The sequence below is a fragment of the Sporichthyaceae bacterium genome, from assembly GCA_036269075.1.
GTDB lineage: Bacteria > Actinomycetota > Actinomycetes > Sporichthyales > Sporichthyaceae > DASQPJ01.
In genome coordinates this window covers 1-19905 of sequence record DATASX010000011.1, presented here as the reverse complement: position 1 = coordinate 19905, position 19905 = coordinate 1, and the positions used below count along the sequence as shown (strand labels likewise).

Genomic DNA, 19905 nt, shown 5'->3' with positions numbered 1-19905 from the left:
GACCTCCCACGGCACCTGGATTGTTTCCGACAGCCGACTGATTTCGCACAGCCGGCTCCGCAGGCACGGGTCGGAAGGTCTCTGAGACACCGTCACCGCTGAGGTCGGAGTGCGGTTTCACTCGTCCGCGCCGTTGTCCCCGAAGTGCGAAGGCTGGAACGCAGCAGCGTTCCGGAAGTAATCACGGCGAAATTGCGGCCGGCTTGACTTCCGTCATGTCGATCGATGGTTCGCATCACACCGTGGTCGTGGTCGGCGGCGGTCAGGCCGGTCTGGCGATGAGCGCCGCCCTGCTCCGCCGTGGGATCGACCATCTGGTGCTGGAACGCCACCGGGTCGCTCACGAGTGGAGCACTCGACGCTGGGACACATTCTGCCTGGTGACGCCGAACTGGCAATGCGACCTGCCGGATTTTCCCTACCCGGGCGACGATCCGCACGGCTTCATGGTGCGCGACCAGATCGTCGACTACCTCAGCGGTTACGCCGATTCACTGGGGCCCCGGGTGCGTGAGGGCGTCTCGGTGAGCCGGTTGCGGCGGCACGGCGACGACGGCTTCGAGCTGTGCACCTCGGCCGGGACGTTGACCGCCGACCAGGTCGTCGTGGCAACCGGGCCGTACCAGGTGCCACGGGTACCGCGCGCTGCCGAACGCCTGGCCGGTTCGGTGATGTCGCTGCACTCCAGCCAGTACCGCAACCCGGACCTGCTGCCGGACGGCGAGGTTCTGGTCGTCGGGACCGGCCAGTCCGGCTGCCAGATCGCCGAGGACCTGCATCTGAGTGGGCGTCAGGTTCACCTGGCGACCGGCACCGCGCCCCGGGTGGCACGGCGCTACCGCGGCCGCGACGTCGTCGACTGGCTGGCGGACATGGGCTACTACGCCAAGACGATCGAGGAGTTCGACGACGCGGACGCCATCCGGTTCCGGGTGAACCACTACGTGACCGGCCGCGACGGCGGACGAGACATCGACCTGCGCGCCTTCGCCCGCGAGGGGATGCGGCTCTACGGACGGCTGCAGGACATCGAGCCCGCCGGCCCGAAGGGTGGCCCGACGGCCACGTTCGGCACCGAGCTGCGCTCGAACCTCGACCACGCGGACTCGGTCTCCGAGTCGATCAAGGACTCGATCGACGCCTGGATCGCCGCGCGCGGCCTGGGCGTCGCCCCGGAGGCGCGGTACGTCCCGGTCTGGCAGCCGGACGACGACATCGCGGAGGTGGACCTGGAGGCCACGGGAATCTCCTCGGTCATCTGGAGCACCGGCTTCGGCCGCGACGACCGCTGGATCGAGGTGGCCGTGTTCGACGGACGTGGCTATCCGGCGCATCGGCGCGGGGTGACCAGTTGCCCGGGGCTCTACTTCCTCGGTCTGCCCTGGCAGTGGACCTGGGGCTCCGGTCGGTTCTGCGGGGTGGGTGAGGACGCCCTGCACCTCGCGACGCGGATCGAGGAGATGAAGCACAGCGGCGTCGGCACCGCCGTTCGGTGGATCACCGGTCCGCCCACGCGGTTCGCCGCGGACGCCGACGAGGACTGGGTCGCGCCGCGGACGGTGGCCTGAATGACCTCTGTCGTCGGTGCGCCGGGGTCGGGGCTGCGCGATGCGCACCGGCACCTGGGCGTGCTCCCGGCCTACCCGTTCTACGGCGGGCCGCCGGTCAACCCGGACACCACCGCCCGGGCCACGATCGCCGACCTGGTCGCGGACCTGGACTTCCAGGGCGTCGAGCGGGCGCTGGTCATGCCCAACTACGGCGTACCGGATGCCGCGCTGGCCTTCTCGTTCAACCCGTTGGTGCTGGAGGCGGCCGCCGCCGACGACCGGGTGCGCGCGGCCCTGTGGGTCTCGCCCAAGCCGGACGACGCGGAGATGACCGCGAAAACCCTTACCAACGCCGGGGAACTCGGGGTGCGGGCCCTGAAGATGAGCTTCCTGCTCGGCGGAGCACCGGACGACCCGGCCTGCCGACCCGGGTTGGACGCGATCTTCGACGTCGCCCGCGCGCACGGCCTGGTGGTCCACGTGCACACCTCGCCTGGTGCGGCCTCGGACATCGACCGGGTCGGTGCGTTGGTCGAACGCTACGCCGACGCCGTCGACCTGCACCTGGTGCACTTCGGCGGCGGCATGAGCGGCCACATCAAACTGGTGGGCTCCCGGTTCTTCGACTGGATCGACGCCGGGAAACGGGTCTACACCGACATGTCCTGGGCGATCGGCTTCGCGCCCCGCTGGTTGGCGGCCGAGATCGACCGCCGGGGCATCGGCGCCGACCGGGTCCTGTTCGCCAGCGACCAACCCTGGGGCGACCTGGAGGGCGAGTATGCCCGGCTGCGGGCCGCCGTGGGCGACGGCGAGTTGGCCCGGGCCGTGTTCCGCGACAACTTCGACCGCCTCTACTCCTGAGGCTGGGTCAGAAACCGACTATCGGAAGGAATCGCACGATGACATTGACCGACACCGAGAAGATCAGCCTCGACGAGATCCCGCACCCCGCGCTGCAGGAGGGGTCGAGTATCTACGGTTCGACCAAGGTCTTCCCGGACTACCAGGCCGAGAACGGCGAGACGTACTTCACCCTGGTGCACGGGATCGCGCACGAGTCCTCGGTCAGTTTCGTGGCGATCCTGCAGGCCACCCGCGCGCAACGGAAGGGCTTCGAGTCCGCGATCTACTTCTACGGTCCCGGTTCGCTGAACTGCCTGGCCACGCGTGGGTTCCCGACCACCGGCAACTCCGCGTTCCCCGGTGAGCACAACATCAACGACTCGCTGAAGACGTTCATCTCCGAGGGCGGCAAGGTCTACTGCTGCCGTTTCGGGCTGTCGCTGCACGGCGCCCGCGAGGAGGACCTCATCGAGGGCGTGATCCCCACGCACCCGTTGGACGTCCAGGATGCGCTGATCCACTACGCCCGCAAGGGCGCGATCATCAACTCCACCTACATGTTCTGACGATGAGGACCGTGAGCGTTGGCACCGAGCTGGAGATTCGGGCGAGGCTTGCCGTGGAGGGGGTCGACGGCGCGGTGCCCGTACGTCGGGGCGCCGGTGCCGGCCCGGCCGACGACGGCCACTTCACCATCGCCGGTGCCAACGCCGCGGTGCCGCGCAACCCGAACAGTCCTTACCTGCTGCACGACGGAGAGGTCCTGGAGCGCACGGGCAGCGGGTTGCGAAGTCTGGGCCTGAGCCTGGAACCGGTGCGCCGGCCCAAGTTCTACGACCTGGCCACCGCGGACGGGATCCCGTACCGCAAGATCGCCCTGCTGCACGGCCGGGACGTGCTGGCCACCACCGTCGTGCAGACCTGCATCCGCTACGCCGAGGACCAACGCTGCCGGTTCTGCGCCATCGAGGAGTCGCTGCGGACGCAGGCGACGATCGCCGCCAAGACGCCGGCGCAGCTGGCCGAGGTGGCGCAGGCTGCCGTGCGGTTGGACGGCATCAAGCAGATGGTCATGACCACCGGGACCACCGCCGGCCCGGATCGCGGGGCGCGCAACCTGGTCCGCTGCGTCCGCGCGGTTCTGGAGGCCGTGCCGGGACTGCCGATCCAGGTGCAGATCGAGCCTCCGGGTGATCTCGGCGTGCTGACCGAACTGAAGGACGCCGGCGCAACCTCGATCGGCATCCACGTCGAGTCGCTGGACGACGGCGTTCGGGCCCGGTGGATGCCCGGCAAGGGCTCGGTCCCGATGGCCGAGTACGAGGCGGCGTGGACGGAGGCCGTGCGGGTCTTCGGCCGCAACCGGGTGTCGACCTATCTGTTGGTCGGACTGGGTGAGGATCCCGAGGAGATGGTCGCCGGTGCGGCGCGCCTGATCGAACTCGGCGTCTACCCCTTCGTCGTCCCGCTGCGCCCGATGGCCGGGACGTTGGCGCACGCCGACGGGGCTCGGGCGCCGACCGCGGAACTCCTCGCCCGGGTCACCGCCGCGGTCGCGGAGCTCCTGCGGTCTGCCGGGATGACCGGTGCTGACCAGCAGGCCGGTTGCGCGGCCTGCGGGGCCTGTTCAGTGCTGTCGACGGCGGGAGCCTGATCATGTACCGCGTCACCTTCCGGGACTCCTCCGTCGAGTGCGACGGACGGGTGATCGCCGGGGCGCCTGCCCCGCGCCGTCGGCCGGGCCCGACCTGGACGCTCGAACGGGCCCGCGACCGGGCCGATGTGACGGCCTATCACCTGCTGCGCCGCGCGGTTTTCGTCGACCGGCAAAGGCTGTTCGAGCGCGACGACATCGATGATGTCGACCTCGACCCACGCACGGTCGTCCTGCTGGCCCGAGCCGACGACGGCGAAGTGCTCGGCGGGGTCCGACTCGGGCCGGTCACCCCGGACGTCGATCTGGGGTGGTGGCACGGCGGCCGGTTGGTCGCGCGGCCGGGTGGGCCGGTCGGTGTCGGGGCCGATCTGGTCAAGGCGGCCTGCCGGCACGCCGCGGCCGTCGGGGTCCTGCGCTTCGAGGCCGATGTGCAGATCCAGAACCAGCGCTTCTTCCAGCGCCTGGGCTGGCAGGTCGTGCCGGCGGCCGGGCCGCTGCGGCCGGGCCACGCCCGGATGCGCCACCGCGACGACCGGATCGCCGCGTTGGCGCGGGCGACCAAAGCCCCGCTCGGCGCGCTGCTGGCCGCGATCCGCCCCGGCGGAGCGGGCTTCCTCGGCGACGACGGGGCACCGGTTCCAGGCAGTGACCTGGTCGCGGCCTGCGACGCGATCCTGCCCACGATGGTCGAGCGCGACCCGCAGTGGGCCGGTTGGTGCTCGGTCCTGGTCAACCTCAACGACCTCGCCGCGATGGGCGCGGCTCCGGTCGGCCTGCTCGACGCCCTCGGTGCTCCGGACGCCGCCACAGCCGCGGCGGTGCTCTCCGGGCTGCGTGCGGCGTCCGACCGGTACGGCGTCCCGGTGCTCGGCGGGCACACGACCCTGGGGGTCCCGGGTTCGTTGGCCGTGACCGCCCTGGGCCGTGCCGAGCGGCCGGTTCCCGGCGGTGGCGGTCAGCCGGGTCATCGGGTGTGCCTCACCGTCGACACGGCCGGCAGTTGGCGCCCCGGCTACGTGGGCCGGCAGTGGGACTCGACCAGTGGCCGCTCGCGGCCGCAACTGCAGGCCATGCTCGGTTCGGTCGCGGCCGCGGCACCGGCGGCCGCCAAGGACGTCTCGATGGCCGGTCTGGTCGGCACCCTGGGAATGCTCGCCGAGGCCTCCGGCGTCGCCGCGGTGCTCGACGTGGCGAACGTCCCACGGCCGGCCGCGGCAAGCGTCGGGGACTGGTTCACCTGCTTCCCCGGCTTCGGCATGTTGACCACCGACGAACCCCGCCGACCGATGCCGGACGCAGGCCCGGCGAAGTCCACCGAGGTCGGACACCTGACCGCCGGCTCCGGCGTCCAGTTGCGTTGGCCCGACGGGGAATGCACCGTCGCGATCGAGTCCGGCGTGACCGGGCTGGGACCGTCCGGCGGCACCGGCCAGATGGGGAGCCCGTCGTGGCCGAGCTGACGATCGCGGCCGTGGCCGAGAACTTCGACCGCGACCTGGAAGCCTGCCTGCGACGGATCGAAGGCCTGGTCGAGGCGGCCCGGTCGCGGCGCGTGCAACTGCTCGCGTTGCCCGAGGCTGCGTTGGGTGGCTACCTCGCCGACCTGGGCGGCAGCCAGCCCCCGCCGCCGGCGTTCACGTTGGACGACCCGACGATCCGGCGCATCGTGGAGCTGGCCGGGGACATGGTGGTGACGTTCGGCTTCTGCGAGGCCGCCGGCGCGGCCCATTACAACAGCGCCGCCGCGGTTTGCGGCGACGGAGTGCTCGCCGTGCATCGCAAGGTTCACCAACCGTTGCGCGAGGACGCCACCTACGCCCGGGGCGAGAACTTCGCCGCGTTCGACACCCCGATCGGGCGCATGGGCATGATGATCTGCTACGACAAGGCATTCCCGGAGTCCGCGCGGACCCTGGCCCTGGACGGAGCCGAGATCATCGTGTGCATGTCCGCCTGGCCCGCCGCCAGCACCAACCCGGCACCGCGTGTCGAGGACGACCGATGGAAGCACCGGTTCGACATCTTCGACCAGGCTCGCGCGCTGGAGAACCAGGTCGTATGGGTCTCGGCCAACCAGGCCGGTGAGTTCGGTCGGCTGCGGTTCGTGGGCAACGCCAAGATCGTCGACCCGGGTGGTGAGGTCCTGGCCGAGACCGGCGTCGAGGCCGGCACGGCGGTCGCCACGATCGACGTCACCGAGGCGGTCACCGCCGCCCGGCGGGCGATGGGACATCTGCGAGACCGGCGTCCCGAGGCGTACTCGCTGCCCGTCGAGCGGCCCGTGGTGTGGGCCTGATCGGGATAGCCGCGGTCGCCGCCGCATTCGGCCGCGACCTGGACGCCGCCCTGGCGCGGATCACCACGATCGTCGAGCACGCCCGCGGCGCGGGCGCCGACCTCGTGGTGCTGCCCGACGCCGCGCTCGGTGGCTACCTCGGCGATCTGGCCGACCCGGATCCCGATTCGGTGCCGCCGGCCCTGGAGCCCGACCACCCGGTGCTGGCCGAGGTGGCGCGGCTGGCCGGACCGACGGTGGTCTGCGTCGGTTACTGCGAGGCGGCCGGCGGCCTGCGCTGGAACAGCGCGATCTGCGTGTCCGGCGACGGGGTGCTCGGTCGGCACCGCAAGGTGCACCTGCCGGCGGGGGAGAGCGCCGTCTACTCGGCCGGGGAGGGATTCGCCGCCTTCGACACCCCGATCGGCCGGATGGGGATGCTGATCGACTACGACAAGACCTTCCCGGAGTCGGCGCGAGCGCTGGCTCTGGACGGAGCTGACCTGATCGCATGTCTGTCCGCGTGGCCGACCAGCATCACCAATCGGGCGCCACGGATGTCGGAGGACCGGCAGTCGCAACTGTTCGACCTCTACGACCGTTCCCGCGCCGCCGAGAACCAGATCGTTCTCGCGTCGGCCAATCAGACCGGGGCGATGGGCCGGATGCGGTTCCTCGGCCAGGCCAAGGTGGTCTCGCCGGCGGGCGAGATCCTTGCTCGGACCTGGGGCAAGGCCGGACTGGCACTGGCTCAGGTGGACGTGGCCACCTCCGTCGAACAGGCGCGGCGGATGTTGAACCATCTCAAGGAGCGGCGCCCCGCCGCGTACCGGAACGACTCGTGAGCCCTGCGCCGGCGGTCGCGCGACTGTCCATCGCCCTGCTCACCTACTCCACCCGGCCCCGCGGTGGTGTCGTGCACACGCTGGCGTTGGCCGAGGCGCTGGCGCGGGCCGGGCAGGACGTGACGGTGTGGACCCTGGCTCGCGGAGGCGACAGCGGGTTCTTCCGACCGGTCCACCCTGCGGTCGAGGTGCGGCTGGTGCCAGTTGCGGACCTCGACGGTGAGCCGCTCGGGACGCGCGTCCGGCGATCCATAGAGGCGTTGGCCACGGCCTTCCGGGACGGCTACGACGTTGTGCACGCCCAGGACTGCATAACGGCCAACGCGGTCGTCGAGTGCATCCGGACCGTGCACCACCTGGACCACTTCACCACGCCCGAGTTGGTGGAATGCCACGAACGGGCGATCACTCGACCCAAGGCGCATGTGTGCGTCTCGCAGTCGGTGGCCGACGAATTGGCCGAAGGCTGGGGGATCGCGGCCGTCGTGATCCCGAACGGGGTCGACGCGGAGCGCTTCGCCCGAGCCGGCGCACCTGGTCCGGCGGCACTCGCGATCCGCGAGGCCTGGCGTCGCAGGCTCGGCCGCTACGTGCTGACGGTGGGTGGAATCGAGCCCCGCAAGGGTTCGATCGAACTGCTCGAGGCAATGGCCCTGCTGCGGCGGGTCAGACCGGGGCTACGACTGGTCATCGCGGGCGGGGAGACGCTCTTCGACTATCGCGACTATCGGGCAGGCTGGGAAGCTCGGGCCAAGGAGCTGGGGCTGGACCCGATCGTGCTTGGCCCGGTTGCCGATCAGGAGTTGCCCGGTCTCGTGGCCGCCGCGGAGGCCTTCGCGTTTCCCTCCGCCAAAGAGGGATTCGGGATGGCCGCCCTGGAAGCGCTGGCGGCCGGTGTACCTCTGGTCACTTCGGACCTGCCGGTCTTCCGGGCCCTCTTCGGCGATGTCGCGATCTTGGCGGACTCACCGGAGGGCCTGGCCCGGGGGTTGGCCGAGGCGATCGACCGACCGGACGCAGCCCGGCAGGCGGCGGGGCGGGACTTGGCTCGCTCGTACACCTGGGACGCAGCCGCGGCAGCCCACTTGGAGCTGTACCACCTGCTGCGGGCAGCCGCCGGACCGCGGGGCCACCGATCCGCCTGAGGCAACGGCGACTCAGGGTCTCTGCGGTCCGGTTCCTCGCACGGCACGTTCGAGTTCGTCGCGCAGGTGTTCGGTGTGCCGGGTAACGCCGTCGATCTGGCTCGGGGTTGCTCCGGTGAAGCTGGCGATCTCGGCGCTGGTGAGCCCGGCGGCGCGCATCTGTTCCACATTGTCGGACAGGAGCCACCACCGCTCGCTGAGGCTGAACGGTGTCGCGGAATGCATGAGTGTTCCCCCCTGGGCGGGACCGTCCGGCCGGTGGGATCCGACGGACACGGGCGTCGCTGCGGTGATCCTGCACCACGGGCGTTTCGGGATTGCTTCCCCGGCGTGAAATCCCGGTTCCGTTGCAAGTAGCGAGCTGTCGAGAACCAGTCGCAGAAGTATCTTGACACGCTAACGATATATCGCTAGAGTACAACCATCCAAGCCGATACAAACGAGAGGAATGGCACGGATGAGACCCATGCACGACGAGGGCCGCGGACGCGGCCCAGGTGGACCCCGGGGCCGCGGACGCCCGGGCGGCGGCCGGATGGGCCGCGGCGATGTCCGCAACCTGCTGCTGGCCGCGCTGCTGACCGGCCCGGGCCACGGGTACGAGTTGATGCAACGGCTCGAGGACACCAGCGACGGTCGCTGGCGCCCGAGCCCGGGCTCGGTCTACCCGAGCCTGCAGATGCTCGAGGAACAGGGATTGGTCCGGTCCGCGGAGAACGAAGGCCGCAAGGTGTACGAACTGACCGACGAGGGCCGCGCGCAGGCCGACGAGCATGCACTCGGCGGGCTGAGTCGCCCGGACGGGCGTGGCGGCCACAACCGGGCGCTGCGAGAGGCCCTGGAACAACTCCACCTAGCCGTCAGGCAGGTCGCCGCGGCCGGCACGCCGTCCCACGAGGAGCAGGCCCTGGAGATCCTCCAGGCAACCCGCCGGGCGCTGTACCAGCTGCTCGCGGCTGAGTGAACCGCGCCGGGAGGCGGGCCTGACACTGACCGCCCACTCAACTGATTGAGCGTCAGGTAACTCCGCCGGCTGCCCGGGGGCGCGGAAAGGCCAGTCGGGCGTGGAAATTGCGGGCGGTCCTGTCCAACAAGGCGTTGGTCGAGATCTGCTGATCCTGGATACGCCGGCGCAGCGCCGCCTGATGGGCGGGCTCGCGGGATGCGGCAGCCAGGTGCGCGCGGTCGCCCGCGCTGAGCACGAAAGCCGAGGTGGGCTCGAAGTCGTCCATGATCGGACCTCACAGTTGGCGGGCTTTGAGCGCTTCACAGCTGGGCGCCGGCGGCGGCCGGCGCGAAAGTCCCGCATCACCGAGGAACTTCCACGATCGTAACCAGTGCTCCCGTGCCGCGCGGCGAACTTCGACAAATCACCCCGAAGCACCGGAACCTCGCTCGGCGGCGGAATTCCGCGTGGTTCGCGCTTGGTAGCTTGGCGCGGTGGCCGAGGACATCTGGGCGAGCCTGGTCGACCGATTCGCAGACGGTGCTTACTCGACGGTCAAAGGGCTGGTGCGCACCTTCGTGATGCACCAGCACCTGGTTGAACATCTCCCGGCGCCGCCGGTGGCCGTGCTCGATGTCGGCGGCGGCGCCGGGCACCAGTCGTTCCCGTTGGCACAGGCCGGGTACGAGGTGACCCTGATCGACCGGTCCCCGGCGATGCTGGACAAGGCCCGCCAGCGACTGGTGCTGCTGCCGGTCGAGGCTCGAGCGCGGGTGAACTTGCTCGAGGGTCCGGGCGAGCAGGCCGCCGACGCGGTGGCCGGCAGACAGTTCGACGCCGTGCTGTGCCACGGCGTACTCGGCTATCTCGACTCGCCCGCCGCGATGATCGATCAGTTGTGCCGGTGCGTCGCGCCCGGCGGCTTGGTCTCGGTGATGACCGGCAATGCCGATGCCGCCGCGGTGCGTCCGGCCCTGGAACAGCGCTGGGTTGACGCGTTGGCCTCGTTCGACTCCAGGACCGAGATCGGTGTGCTGGGGGTGCCGGGGCGGGCCGACACCGTCGCGGAGATCGGCGCGCTGATGCAGGCCGGGGGGGTGGAACCCGTGCGCTGGTACGGCGTCTGGTTGTTCGTCGACTGGCTCGGGTTCGGCGGGACGGAGCTGGACCCCACCGATTCCGAGCAGGTTGCGGCCATCGCCGCGGTCGAACTCGAGGCAAGCCGCCGAGATCCGTACCGTCAGCTCAGCCGCGTGTTCCACCTGGTCGCGCGGAAACCCACCGCCTGATCGAGATCTGCATCCGACGGCCACCAGCGATCAACGTTGTGGCGCGTGTGGTCACCTGCGCGCCGGGAACCGCCACTGCCGTTGCGGCTGTGCTCATCAGCCGTCGGGGCCGGCGCCGGGCGCTACGGCATGCTTGGCCCTGTGGCACACGACAAGGGACTGCCCTACCCGGCGGCGCGACACTCGCTCGGTGCCGTGGTCGCGGCCGGCCGGATCGGCATCGGCCTCGGTGCGCTGGCGGCCCCGCGACTGCTGCTCTCGACCTGGATCGGTGCGGAGCCGGCGGCCGGACCTCCGCAGCAGGTCCTCGCCCGGGCCCTCGGCGGTCGAGACGTCGCCCTGGGTGTTTTGGCGTTGCAGGCGATCAGCGGCGGCAGTCGTCGTGCCCCGGCCCGCACCGCCGTGGCGCTCGGCGCATTCGCCGACGGTGTCGACATGGTCGCGACCGTGCGCGGGTGGAGTTCGCTGCCGCGCGGTCGTCGTTGGCTGACCCTCGGGCTCGCGCTCGGAGCGACCGCCGCCGGCGTGCTGGCCGTGCTGGACTGACGGTGCTCGCCGGAACGACGGGGGACGACGGGTACGCGCGGGAAGCCGGACGCGACGTCGACGCGGCGCTGCGTCGACTGCCGGTGCTGAGCACCTACTCCGCGAACATGTTCCGGATCAGCGGGCTGGCCGCCGACGTAGGCGCCACCGCGATCCGGCGCCGGCGCGAGGAGGTCGAGATGGCCGACCGGCTGAGCACCGCGACGCCGAGCCGGTTCGGTGACCTCGCCCCGGAACAGACGCCGGAGCCGGAGCAGTTCAAGGCCGCCTTCGAGGCGATGGCGGCCCCGGTGACCAGGCTGGTGCACGAGGCGTTCTGGCTGTCCGGTCTCGCTTCCCATGACGCCGCCGTCGGCGCCCACTGCCGGGCGCTGGCAGCCGAGGCCGCCGGCCGGGGCGCCGCGGACGAGAGCCTGTGGGGCGCCGCGTTGGACGCCTGGGCCAAGACGTTGGCCGAACCCGAGTTCGGAGCGTTGCTGGTGCGGCGCGCGGTTGACCTCGACGACCCGCGGGTCGACGCGGCGACCGTCGCCGCGTTGCGCGAGCGCCTGCCGCGTCGGGTGCTGGCTCCGAACGCGGTGCTCGCGGTGGCCGCGGCGACTGCCGACGACGGCGCCGCGGTGACACGCCATCTTCGGGCGTTGCGCGAGTCCCCGTTCCCGGCCACCGCGGTGGCCGAGGCACTGCGGGAGGCTTGCGCCCCGGTCGTGCGCGCGGTCTCCGACGGCTGCGCCGAACTGCTCCGGGTCGCTGCCGAGGAGCCTGCTGACGTACCGTCAGTTGCTGATCGGTTGGTCCGCGACATCGCGCCCCGGGTGCGGGTCGCCGACGCGGTCCTGCCCGAAGACCCATTGGCCGACGCCCTGCACGACGAGATCGCCGGCACCCTGACCCGGGCCTCGGTCGCGTGGACGAACTCCGGCGGCGCCCCGGCCGATGGGCTGGAACTGCTGGCTCGGGCGAGCGGGTTCGCCCGCGACGCCTCGACCCGGGAACTCGTTCAACGCAAGTCCCGGGAACTGTCGGACGCCTCGGTGCTGGCGGTCGTCGAGCCGTGGTGCTCGGCCGGGGACGCGGACGGCGCCGGTGAGGTGTTGCGGCTGTGGCGGCGGCGGCAGGCGGACCCGGCCCGCCGCGCCGATCTGGACCGGGTGCTGGCCGACCCGCGCGCCGTCCGGGCCGTGATGGCGCAGTCGCCGGTGCGGGCGACCTGGTTCGGCTGCGGGATGCGCCCGTACGGCCACCGCGCCTGGGCCGAGGAGACGTGGGTGGAGACCCGGTGCGTGACGGTGTTCTGGGTCCCGGTGTACCCGTTGGCCGCGTACCTGTCCGATGAGGAGTTCGTCTACGCCAAGGTGCCGCTGGCGCCGTGGGTCCGCCGCGCCCGGTACGAGGTTCCGATTTTGCTCGCCGTGCTGCTGGCGGCGGCCTTGCTCGGGTGGGTGTTCGCGGTCGGGCTGGTTGTGGTGGTGGAGGCCGTGCTGCTGGGCGCGGGGCTCCAGCGGCGGCGCACGATCGAGGGCTGGCTCGACGAGCAGGTCGGGCCGCGGTCGCGGGAGGGGTGACGTGAGCGAGGAAGTGCTTACCGAGGTCCTCACCAACCTGTGGCGGGCCCAACGCAAGATCGACTCCCCGGGCGAGGACCCGGCCCGCCGTGCGGCGGCCCGCCACCTGCGTGCCGCTCTCGACGCTCTGGCCCGGGTCGGGTGGACCGTCCAGGACCACGACGGCGCCCGCTTCGACCCCGGGCAGGCACTCGAGGTCATCGCCTACGAACCGAAGCCGGACGTCGAGGTGGAGACGGTGCTGGAGACGGTCCGGCCCTGCGTCTACCTGGGGACCCGCCGTCTGCAGATCGGCCAGGTCATCGTCGCTCGACCGGAGAAGACCGGCCGCCGCCGCGTATGAGAGTGCGCACTTCGCTCATCGATGATCGGGGCGCGCACTCTCATACGCGGGCGGGGCACTCTCATACGCGGGTGGCGCGTGAATAATGAACGCAGCATGAACGCGGAAACCATCGACGTCGGCATCGACCTCGGCACGACGAACAGCGCGATCGCGCTGGCCGGTGGCTCCGACGCGACCGTGGTCCGCAACACCTGGCAACGCGACTTCACGCCCTCGGCGGTCTACGTCTCCGAGTCCGGCAACGTCTACGTCGGGGAGGAGGCCAAGAGCCGCGTCGAGCGCGACCCGGCCAACGCCTGCGGCGAGTTCAAGCTGCAGATGGGTACCCCAGGCGAGTTCAAGCACTTCGAGTCCGCCGACCGGCGGATGACGCCGGAGGAGCTCTCGGCCGAGGTGCTCAAGTCGCTGCGCGCCGACGTGACCCGGGCCACCGGCGACCAGATCTCGGCGGCTGTGATCACGGTCCCGGCCGCGTTCGAACTCGACCAGTGCGACGCCACCCGGCGGGCCGCGCACCTGGCCGGGTTGGAGTACGCGCCGCTGATCCAGGAACCGACCGCGGCGGCCTGGGCCTACGCGGGCGTCGCCGGCGAGCACCGGGCGTTCTGGTTGGTCTACGACTTCGGCGGCGGCACGTTCGACGCCGCGGTGATCAACGTGCGCGACGGTGAGTTCGGCGTCGTCAACCACGCGGGCGACAACTTCCTCGGCGGCAAGCTCGTCGACTGGGCGCTGGTGGAGGAACTGTTGGCGCCGGCGGTCATGAAGGAACACGGCCTGGTCGATCTCAGCCGGGCCAACCGGCGGTGGGCGGGCAATATCGCCAAGCTCAAGCACGCCGCCGAGAGCGCGAAGATCGCGCTGTCGGCCGGTGAGGTCACCGAGGTCCGGGCCGAACTCACCGACGCCGACGGCCGGCCGTTCGAGTTCTGTCACGAGGTGCGTCGGGCCGACCTGGAACCGTTCACCGATCCGCTCTACACCCGCTCGGTGAATCTGTGCCGGCGCGCGCTGGCCGAGAAGGGCCTGGGTCCGGACGACATCGAGCGGGTCCTGCTGGTCGGCGGGGCGACCCTGTCCCCGGCGCTGCGGGAACGGCTGGCCGACCCGCGCGAAGGGTTGGGCATCGCGCTGGACCACAGCCTGGATCCGATCACGGTTGTCGCGCGTGGCGCGGCGATCTTCGCCGGCACCCAGCGACAGCCGCGGAAGGCGAGCGGGCAGCGGCAGGCCGGGATCGTCGACCTGGCGTTGGAGCACCGCGCGGCAGGCACCGACGACGAGCCGTTGGTCGGCGGCCGGGCGCTGGGTTCGGCGCCGGCGGCGGACTGGGCCGGGTGCACGGTCGAGTTCGTCAACGAGGCGGCACGTCCGCCGTGGCGGTCCGGACGGGTGGAACTGGCCGCTGACGGCACGTTCGTCACCCGGTTGCGGGCCGCCCATCGGGCCACGAACACCTATCGGATCGACCTGCGCGACCCGCGTGGGACTGAGTTGTCCTGTGAGCCAAGGGATCTGATGTACCGTCATGCGCCGCTGGTGGGCGGTGCGGCGGTGCTCACCCACTCGGTCGGGGTCGGCCTGGCAGGTAAGGAAGTCCGTTGGTTGCTGGAGAAGGGCACCGAACTTCCGGCTCGGCACCGGGTCATCCTGCACACCACCGTGGAGGTCCGGAAGGGCTCCGGCGCCGGCCTGATCCGCGTCCCACTGGTCGAGGGGGAGCGACCCCGGGCCGATCGCAACACCCTGATCGGGCGGCTGGACGTGCGCCCCACCGAGGTCCGGCGCGACGTCCCGGTGGGCAGTGAGATCGAGATCGCGGTGGAGATCGACGCCTCCCGCACCGTCCGCGCCGAGGCCTACGTGCCCGTGCTCGATGCCGATTTCGAGATAACCGTAGAACTCGGCCGCACGCAGACCCCGGCCGCGGCGGAACTGCGGGAGCATCTGGGCCGGGTCTCCGACCGGGCCCACGAGGTGCGCCGCCGGGTCGCCGAACTACCGGTGCCCGAAGCCACCCGCTCGCTGGACCGGTTGCACGCCGAGGCGGTGCTCGAGGAGGCCGGACGGCTGTTGCGGGCCGCCGAGGTAGACCCGGTCGCGGGCGCGACCTGCCAGTCCAGGCTGCTCGACGCCGAGACCTTGCTCGACGACGTCGAGGACGCGCTCGCGCTACCGGCACTGATGGAGCGGGTGCGCAACCTGCGCGAGGTGGTGGCCCGCAAGGTCACCGCCGGCGGATCCGAGTCCGACAAGGCCGACCTGGCCGCTGCCGATGCGGTGGCCGCCCAGGCCTTGGCCAACCGCGACCGGGCAGTGCTCAAGCGGCAGGCCGACGTGCTGCTGGAGATCGGGGCCCGGGTGCTACGGCGGACCGGCAAGCTCGAGGCGCTGGTGTTCGAGGACCTGCGTCGGGTTCTGGCACGCAACAAGAGCGAGGAGGTCCAGCGGCTGATCGCCCGGGGCCGGACCGCGATCAGTCACAAGGACCCGGCCGAACTGACTGCGGTGAACGCCTTGCTACGCAAGCGATTGCCGCGCGACCGGCCGACCACGAACCCGGCCTGGTTCAGCACCGTCGAGGACAACTGAGGCAGAACTGACCCAGCGTCAGCTGTAGGACAGGTCGTAGTTCCCGCCCAGCCAGGACGACCACGAGACGTTCCAGTCCGAGATCTGGTTGGTCAGTGCGCCGAAGGGCCGCGGTGATCCGGTCACGATGACCGCGTCGCCGACCATGGACTCGTCGAACAGGGTCTTCATGTTCGAGGTAAGCATGCCGACGCAGCCGTGGCTGGCGTTGACGCCCGAGGTGATGTTGCCGACGTTCCACGGGGCGTCGTGGATGAACTCGCCGGAGTCGGTGATCCGCATCGCGAAGTTCGACTCCAGGTGGTACGGCTCCGGGGCGTCGATCGCGGTGTTGGTCCAGATCTTGTCGGTGTCCTTCTCCATGATCGTCATGATGCCGTCGCGGGTCTGCCAGCCGGGCTTGCCGCCCGAGACGTCGTACGTGCCGATCGTCTTGCCGTCGCGGACCACGGTCATCTTGTCGGTCTTGAGGTTGACGTTGATGACCTCGCTGCGCCCGACCGTGAACGACGAGGTCGTGTTCGCCACGCCCCACAGGCCGTTGCCGGCGTCGACGCCGGCCAAGTTCGAGTTCAGGTTGACCACGGTGCCCGACGGCCAGAAGCCCTCCGGCCGGTAGTCGACGGTTGTGGTGTTGATCCAGAACCAGGAGCCGTCGACGTGCGGGGAGGTCTCGACGTCGAGGGCGTCGGAGACCGCCTGGCGGTTGTGCACCGGCTTGTTGAACGTGACCCGCAACGGGTACGCGACGCCGAAGGTCGCGCCGTTGCTGGGGGTCACGTAGGACACCTGCAGACGGTCGGCGGTCGGCACCGGCGCGGTGGTGAACGAGGACTTCGACTCGGTCGGCGCACCGGCTGCGCTCGTCGCGATGGCGTCGACCGAGTAGGTCTGGCCCGGGGCCACCTTGTCGGTCGGAGTCCACTCGGTGTGGTCGGCGTTGAAATCGCCCGGCAGGTAGGTGCCGCTGCCGTTGGTCAGGTCGACGTGGGAGAGAGTGCCGGCGGCCGCGGTCACGGTCACCGCAATGCCGGGCGCCAACTGCGCTGTCCCGTCGGTCGGGGTGATCGAGATCGTGGCCTTCGGCGGACCTTCGGCCGCCGCGGAGGACGCGCCGGACGCGGCGGGGTTCGCGCCGCAGCCGGCCAGCAGCAGCGGGCCCACGGCCGCGAGCGCCATCAGGCGCCGCCGGGCCGAGTTGGCTCTCGGTGTGTTGATGACGTCCCCCGTCGAGATCCTCACTGCTGCGTGCGGGCCGGGCGATCTCCGCATGGTCACGGCCGCCCCATCGACGCGTCAGTGATTGTCTGGCATACGTAACATTGACGCAGGTCAGGGCCCTGCGGTTCCGCTCGACACGCAGCGGCGGGCAATGTTCTCGCCGGCTGTTCGGAGCAGGTTGGGCGGAACGTCAGCCGTGGTCCGAGAGGTCCAGATTGTTCCCGATCCACTTGTCCCAGTCGACGTTCCAGTCCTGGATCCGGTTGTCGATCCCCACGTAGGGCCGCGGCGAGCCGGTGACGATCACCGGGTCGCCGATCAGGGTGTTGTCCCAGAGCCAGGACATGTCCTCGGTGAGCAGTCCGATGCAGCCGTGGCTGGCGTTGTCGGCACCCATGTGCCTGGCGTTCCACGGCGCGTCGTGGATGAACTCGCCGGAGTCGGTCATCCGCATCGCCCACTGCGAGTGCAGGACGAAATGCTCGGGGGCGTCGATGGCGTCGTTGGTCCACGTCTTGTCGGTGATCCGCTCGGAGATCACCTTGATCCCGTCGCGGGTCTCCCAGCCGGGCTTGCCGCTGGAGAACGAGAACGTGGCGACGGTGTCGCCGTCGCGCTCGACCCGCATCTCGTCGCCGGCCACGTCGGCATAGATGACCTGAGCGCGCCCGACCGTGAAGTGCGAGGTGTAGTTCTTCGTGCCCCACATGTTGTTGCCCACGTCGAGCCCGGCGAGGCTCGCGTGCAGCGACACCGAGGTGCCCGCCGGCCAGAAGTGCTCCGGCCGGTAGTCGACGGTGGCCGGGTCGATCCAGAACCAGGCGCCGTCGACGTGGGGGAAGGTCTCCACGGCCAACGCGTCGGTGACCGCCTTGCGGTCCTTGACCTGGTGGTTGAAGTTCACGATCAGCGGGTACGCGATACCGACCTGGGCGCCGTCGCCGGGCTGGACGTTGTCGACCAGCAGGGACTGGGTGCCGGCCATGTCGGCGGTCCGGAAGGTGCTCGTCCGGGTCCCCGTGCGGCCGCGGGAGTCGATGGCGGCGACCGACACGGTGTATTTGGTGGCCGGGGCCAACGGGGTGGTCGAACTCCAGCGCACGCGTCCGTCGGTGAACGAGCCGGACAGGTAGTTGCCGTCCGGGTCGGTGACGTCGACATGGGTGAGCGCGGTAGCGCCGGTGCTGACCGTCACGTGGGCGTCCGGCATCACCTCGGCGGTGTCGGCCGCCGGCGTGATGGTGATCGGCAGGTTCGGGCCGGACGCGACGGTTCCGGCGGAGTCCTTGCCGCAGCCGCCGACGGCGAGGGCGATCGCGAGCACGCCGAGGGCGGCGAGCGTGCCGCGTCGCCTGCTCACTGCATCGTTCGTGGTGATCCGAGCCTCTGCCAACCGGTGCGGGGACCTCTGGACCGTCAGTATGGGCAGCCGCCCGAGGCCCGTCAGGGGCTGATACGGACCGTTTGAGCAACCGTTACCGGTTTCCGGCTCCGGCGTCCCTGGGTCGGCGGTGCCATGCCCGCGACATGGGAGAATGTCCGAATGCTTCGTTGGTTGACCGCCGGTGAGTCGCACGGCCCGGCACTGGTGGCGATCCTGGAGGGGCTGCCTGCCGGCGTGCGCACCTCGACCAAGGAGGTCGGCGCGGAGCTGGCCCGACGCCGGTTGGGCTACGGCCGGGGCGCTCGGATGAAGTTCGAGCAGGACGAGATCGAGTTCCTCGGTGGGGTGCGCCACGGCGAGACCCTCGGCGGCCCGGTCGCGGTGCGGGTCGGCAACACCGAGTGGCCCAAGTGGGACCGCGTGATGGCGGCCGACCCGGTCGACCCGGACGAACTGGCCGGCATCGCCCGCAGCGCCCCGTTGACCCGACCTCGGCCCGGCCACGCCGACCTCGTCGGCATGCAGAAGTACGGCTTTGCCGACGCCCGCCCGGTGCTCGAGCGCGCCAGCGCCCGGGAGACCGCGGCACGGGTCGCCCTGGGTGCGGTGGCCAAGGCGTTCCTGGCCCAGGCGCTCGACGCGGTGGTGCTCAGTCATGTGGTCCGCATCGGCACCGTCGCCGTCCCACTGGGTGGCCCAGTGCCGGGCCGCGGAGCCGGCGAGGCGGTCGACGCCGACCCGGTTCGCTGCTTCGACCCCGCGGTGTCGCGGGCGATGGTTGCCGAGGTCGACGCGGCCAAGGACGCCGGCGACACCCTCGGTGGGGTCGTCGAGGTTGTCGTGCACGGCCTGCCGCCGGGCCTGGGCAGCCACGTCCACTGGGACCGGCGGTTGGACGCCAAGCTGGCCGCCGCGCTGATGGGCATCCAGGCGATCAAGGGCGTCGAGGTCGGCGACGGGTTCGAGTTGGCCGCCACCCGCGGATCGGCGGCGCACGACGAGATGGAGACTGCCGAGGGCGGCATCCGCCGCCGCACCGGCCGCTCCGGCGGCACCGAGGGCGGCATGAGCACCGGAGAGGTGCTGCGGGTGCGGGCGGCGATGAAACCGATCTCCACGGTGCCCCGCGCGTTGGACACCGTCGACGTGTCGACGCTGGAGCCCGCCAAGGCGATCGCGCAGCGCTCGGATGCGTGCGCGGTGCCCGCCGCGGCCGTGGTCGCCGAGGCGATGGTCGCGCTGGTGCTGGCCGACGCCGCGGCGGAGAAGTTCGGCGGCGACTCGCTGGCCGAGGTCTGCCGCAACGTCCGCGGCTACCTGAGCACCCTGGAGCGGCCGTGAGCGTCCCAGCCGCTGGACCGGGCCCCGCCGCCAGCCACCCCTCCGGCAACTCCAGTGACTCTGCCCCCTCTGACAGCAGCCGTAACACAGCTCCGGTGATCTTGATAGGCCCGCCTGGCTCGGGCAAGTCCACGGTCGGGCCGCTGCTCGCGGACCGGCTCGGCGTCGGCTTCCTGGACACCGACGACGAGGTGGCCTCGGTTGCCCGCAAGCCGGTCGGCGACATCTTCGTCGAAGACGGCGAGCCGGCCTTCCGGGCGCTCGAGCGCCCGGTGGTGGAGCGGGCACTGCGCTACCAGGGCGTGGTGGCGCTGGGCAGCGGCGCGGTCGCCGACGAACGGGCCCGGCAGCTGCTGG

At 71.1% G+C, this 19905-nt stretch carries 20 protein-coding genes; 16 read left to right on the top strand and 4 right to left on the bottom strand.

What is annotated here, in order from left to right:
• Window positions 1–215 precede the first annotated feature (215 nt).
• From VHU88_01810 to VHU88_01775, 8 genes are read left to right on the top strand one after another with little or no spacing between them, the layout of a single operon-like run.
• Complete coding sequence (locus VHU88_01810) at window positions 216–1568, top strand: MSMEG_0569 family flavin-dependent oxidoreductase (protein HEX3610399.1); 1353 nt, start codon at window positions 216–218, stop codon at window positions 1566–1568.
• The gene (locus VHU88_01805; protein ID HEX3610398.1) at window positions 1569–2414 is read left to right on the top strand and encodes an amidohydrolase family protein; all 846 of its coding nucleotides are present in this window, start codon (window positions 1569–1571) and stop codon (window positions 2412–2414) included.
• A 38-nt stretch (window positions 2415–2452) separates the two neighbouring features.
• Complete coding sequence (locus VHU88_01800) at window positions 2453–2962, top strand: MSMEG_0572/Sll0783 family nitrogen starvation response protein (protein ID HEX3610397.1); 510 nt, start codon at window positions 2453–2455, stop codon at window positions 2960–2962.
• An 11-nt stretch (window positions 2963–2973) separates the two neighbouring features.
• Window positions 2974–4050, top strand: a complete 1077-nt coding sequence (locus tag VHU88_01795; GenBank protein HEX3610396.1) for an MSMEG_0568 family radical SAM protein — start codon at window positions 2974–2976, stop codon at window positions 4048–4050.
• Between the two features lie 2 nt (window positions 4051–4052).
• Window positions 4053–5513 carry an MSMEG_0567/sll0787 family protein gene (locus VHU88_01790; protein ID HEX3610395.1) on the top strand — a complete coding sequence of 487 codons (1461 nt, stop codon included), beginning with the start codon at window positions 4053–4055 and terminating at the stop codon, window positions 5511–5513.
• Complete coding sequence (locus VHU88_01785) at window positions 5501–6349, top strand: carbon-nitrogen hydrolase family protein (protein HEX3610394.1); 849 nt, start codon at window positions 5501–5503, stop codon at window positions 6347–6349. Before VHU88_01790 ends, VHU88_01785 begins: the two co-directional genes overlap by 13 nt.
• Window positions 6340–7173, top strand: coding sequence for a carbon-nitrogen hydrolase family protein (locus VHU88_01780; protein HEX3610393.1), 834 nt, complete (start codon window positions 6340–6342; stop codon window positions 7171–7173). Before VHU88_01785 ends, VHU88_01780 begins: the two co-directional genes overlap by 10 nt.
• Window positions 7170–8318: an MSMEG_0565 family glycosyltransferase gene (locus tag VHU88_01775; protein HEX3610392.1), complete on the top strand. Its 1149-nt coding sequence runs from the start codon at window positions 7170–7172 to the stop codon at window positions 8316–8318. The genes VHU88_01780 and VHU88_01775 overlap by 4 nt, the downstream gene beginning before the upstream one ends.
• A gap of 12 nt (window positions 8319–8330) precedes the next feature.
• On the opposite strand, the gene VHU88_01770 is transcribed toward VHU88_01775, so the two are convergent.
• The gene (locus tag VHU88_01770; protein ID HEX3610391.1) at window positions 8331–8543 is read right to left on the bottom strand and encodes a hypothetical protein; all 213 of its coding nucleotides are present in this window, start codon (window positions 8541–8543) and stop codon (window positions 8331–8333) included.
• 232 nt (window positions 8544–8775) lie between these two features.
• Here VHU88_01770 and VHU88_01765 point away from each other — a divergent pair, with 232 nt between their 5' ends.
• Window positions 8776–9282 (top strand): PadR family transcriptional regulator, encoded by a 507-nt coding sequence (locus tag VHU88_01765; GenBank protein ID HEX3610390.1) that lies wholly within the window; start codon window positions 8776–8778, stop codon window positions 9280–9282.
• 52 nt (window positions 9283–9334) lie between these two features.
• Here the strand turns inward: VHU88_01765 and VHU88_01760 are convergent, their stop codons facing one another.
• On the bottom strand, window positions 9335–9550 hold the full coding sequence (locus VHU88_01760; protein ID HEX3610389.1) for a hypothetical protein: 216 nt from the start codon (window positions 9548–9550) through the stop codon (window positions 9335–9337).
• A 208-nt stretch (window positions 9551–9758) separates the two neighbouring features.
• On the opposite strand from VHU88_01760, the gene VHU88_01755 reads away from it, so the two are divergent.
• The 5 genes from VHU88_01755 to VHU88_01735 all read left to right on the top strand — a co-directional run bounded on the left by VHU88_01755 (window position 9759) and on the right by VHU88_01735 (window position 15602).
• Window positions 9759–10553, top strand: coding sequence for a methyltransferase (locus VHU88_01755; protein HEX3610388.1), 795 nt, complete (start codon window positions 9759–9761; stop codon window positions 10551–10553).
• A gap of 141 nt (window positions 10554–10694) precedes the next feature.
• Window positions 10695–11099: a hypothetical protein gene (locus VHU88_01750; protein ID HEX3610387.1), complete on the top strand. Its 405-nt coding sequence runs from the start codon at window positions 10695–10697 to the stop codon at window positions 11097–11099.
• A gap of 2 nt (window positions 11100–11101) precedes the next feature.
• Complete coding sequence (locus tag VHU88_01745; protein HEX3610386.1) at window positions 11102–12664, top strand: hypothetical protein; 1563 nt, start codon at window positions 11102–11104, stop codon at window positions 12662–12664.
• 1 nt (window position 12665) lies between these two features.
• On the top strand, window positions 12666–13007 hold the full coding sequence (locus tag VHU88_01740) for a hypothetical protein (GenBank protein HEX3610385.1): 342 nt from the start codon (window positions 12666–12668) through the stop codon (window positions 13005–13007).
• A 96-nt stretch (window positions 13008–13103) separates the two neighbouring features.
• Window positions 13104–15602 carry an Hsp70 family protein gene (locus VHU88_01735; protein HEX3610384.1) on the top strand — a complete coding sequence of 833 codons (2499 nt, stop codon included), beginning with the start codon at window positions 13104–13106 and terminating at the stop codon, window positions 15600–15602.
• Window positions 15603–15620: 18 nt separating this feature from the next.
• On the opposite strand, the gene VHU88_01730 is transcribed toward VHU88_01735, so the two are convergent.
• The gene (locus VHU88_01730) at window positions 15621–16781 is read right to left on the bottom strand and encodes an Ig-like domain-containing protein (protein HEX3610383.1); all 1161 of its coding nucleotides are present in this window, start codon (window positions 16779–16781) and stop codon (window positions 15621–15623) included.
• Between the two features lie 232 nt (window positions 16782–17013).
• On the bottom strand, window positions 17014–18183 hold the full coding sequence (locus tag VHU88_01725; protein HEX3610382.1) for an Ig-like domain-containing protein: 1170 nt from the start codon (window positions 18181–18183) through the stop codon (window positions 17014–17016).
• A gap of 183 nt (window positions 18184–18366) precedes the next feature.
• Here VHU88_01725 and aroC point away from each other — a divergent pair, with 183 nt between their 5' ends.
• Window positions 18367–19548 (top strand): chorismate synthase, encoded by a 1182-nt coding sequence (gene aroC / locus VHU88_01720; protein ID HEX3610381.1) that lies wholly within the window; start codon window positions 18367–18369, stop codon window positions 19546–19548.
• 95 nt (window positions 19549–19643) lie between these two features.
• The coding region (locus VHU88_01715; protein ID HEX3610380.1) for a shikimate kinase at window positions 19644–19905 on the top strand (262 nt) is incomplete at its 3' end.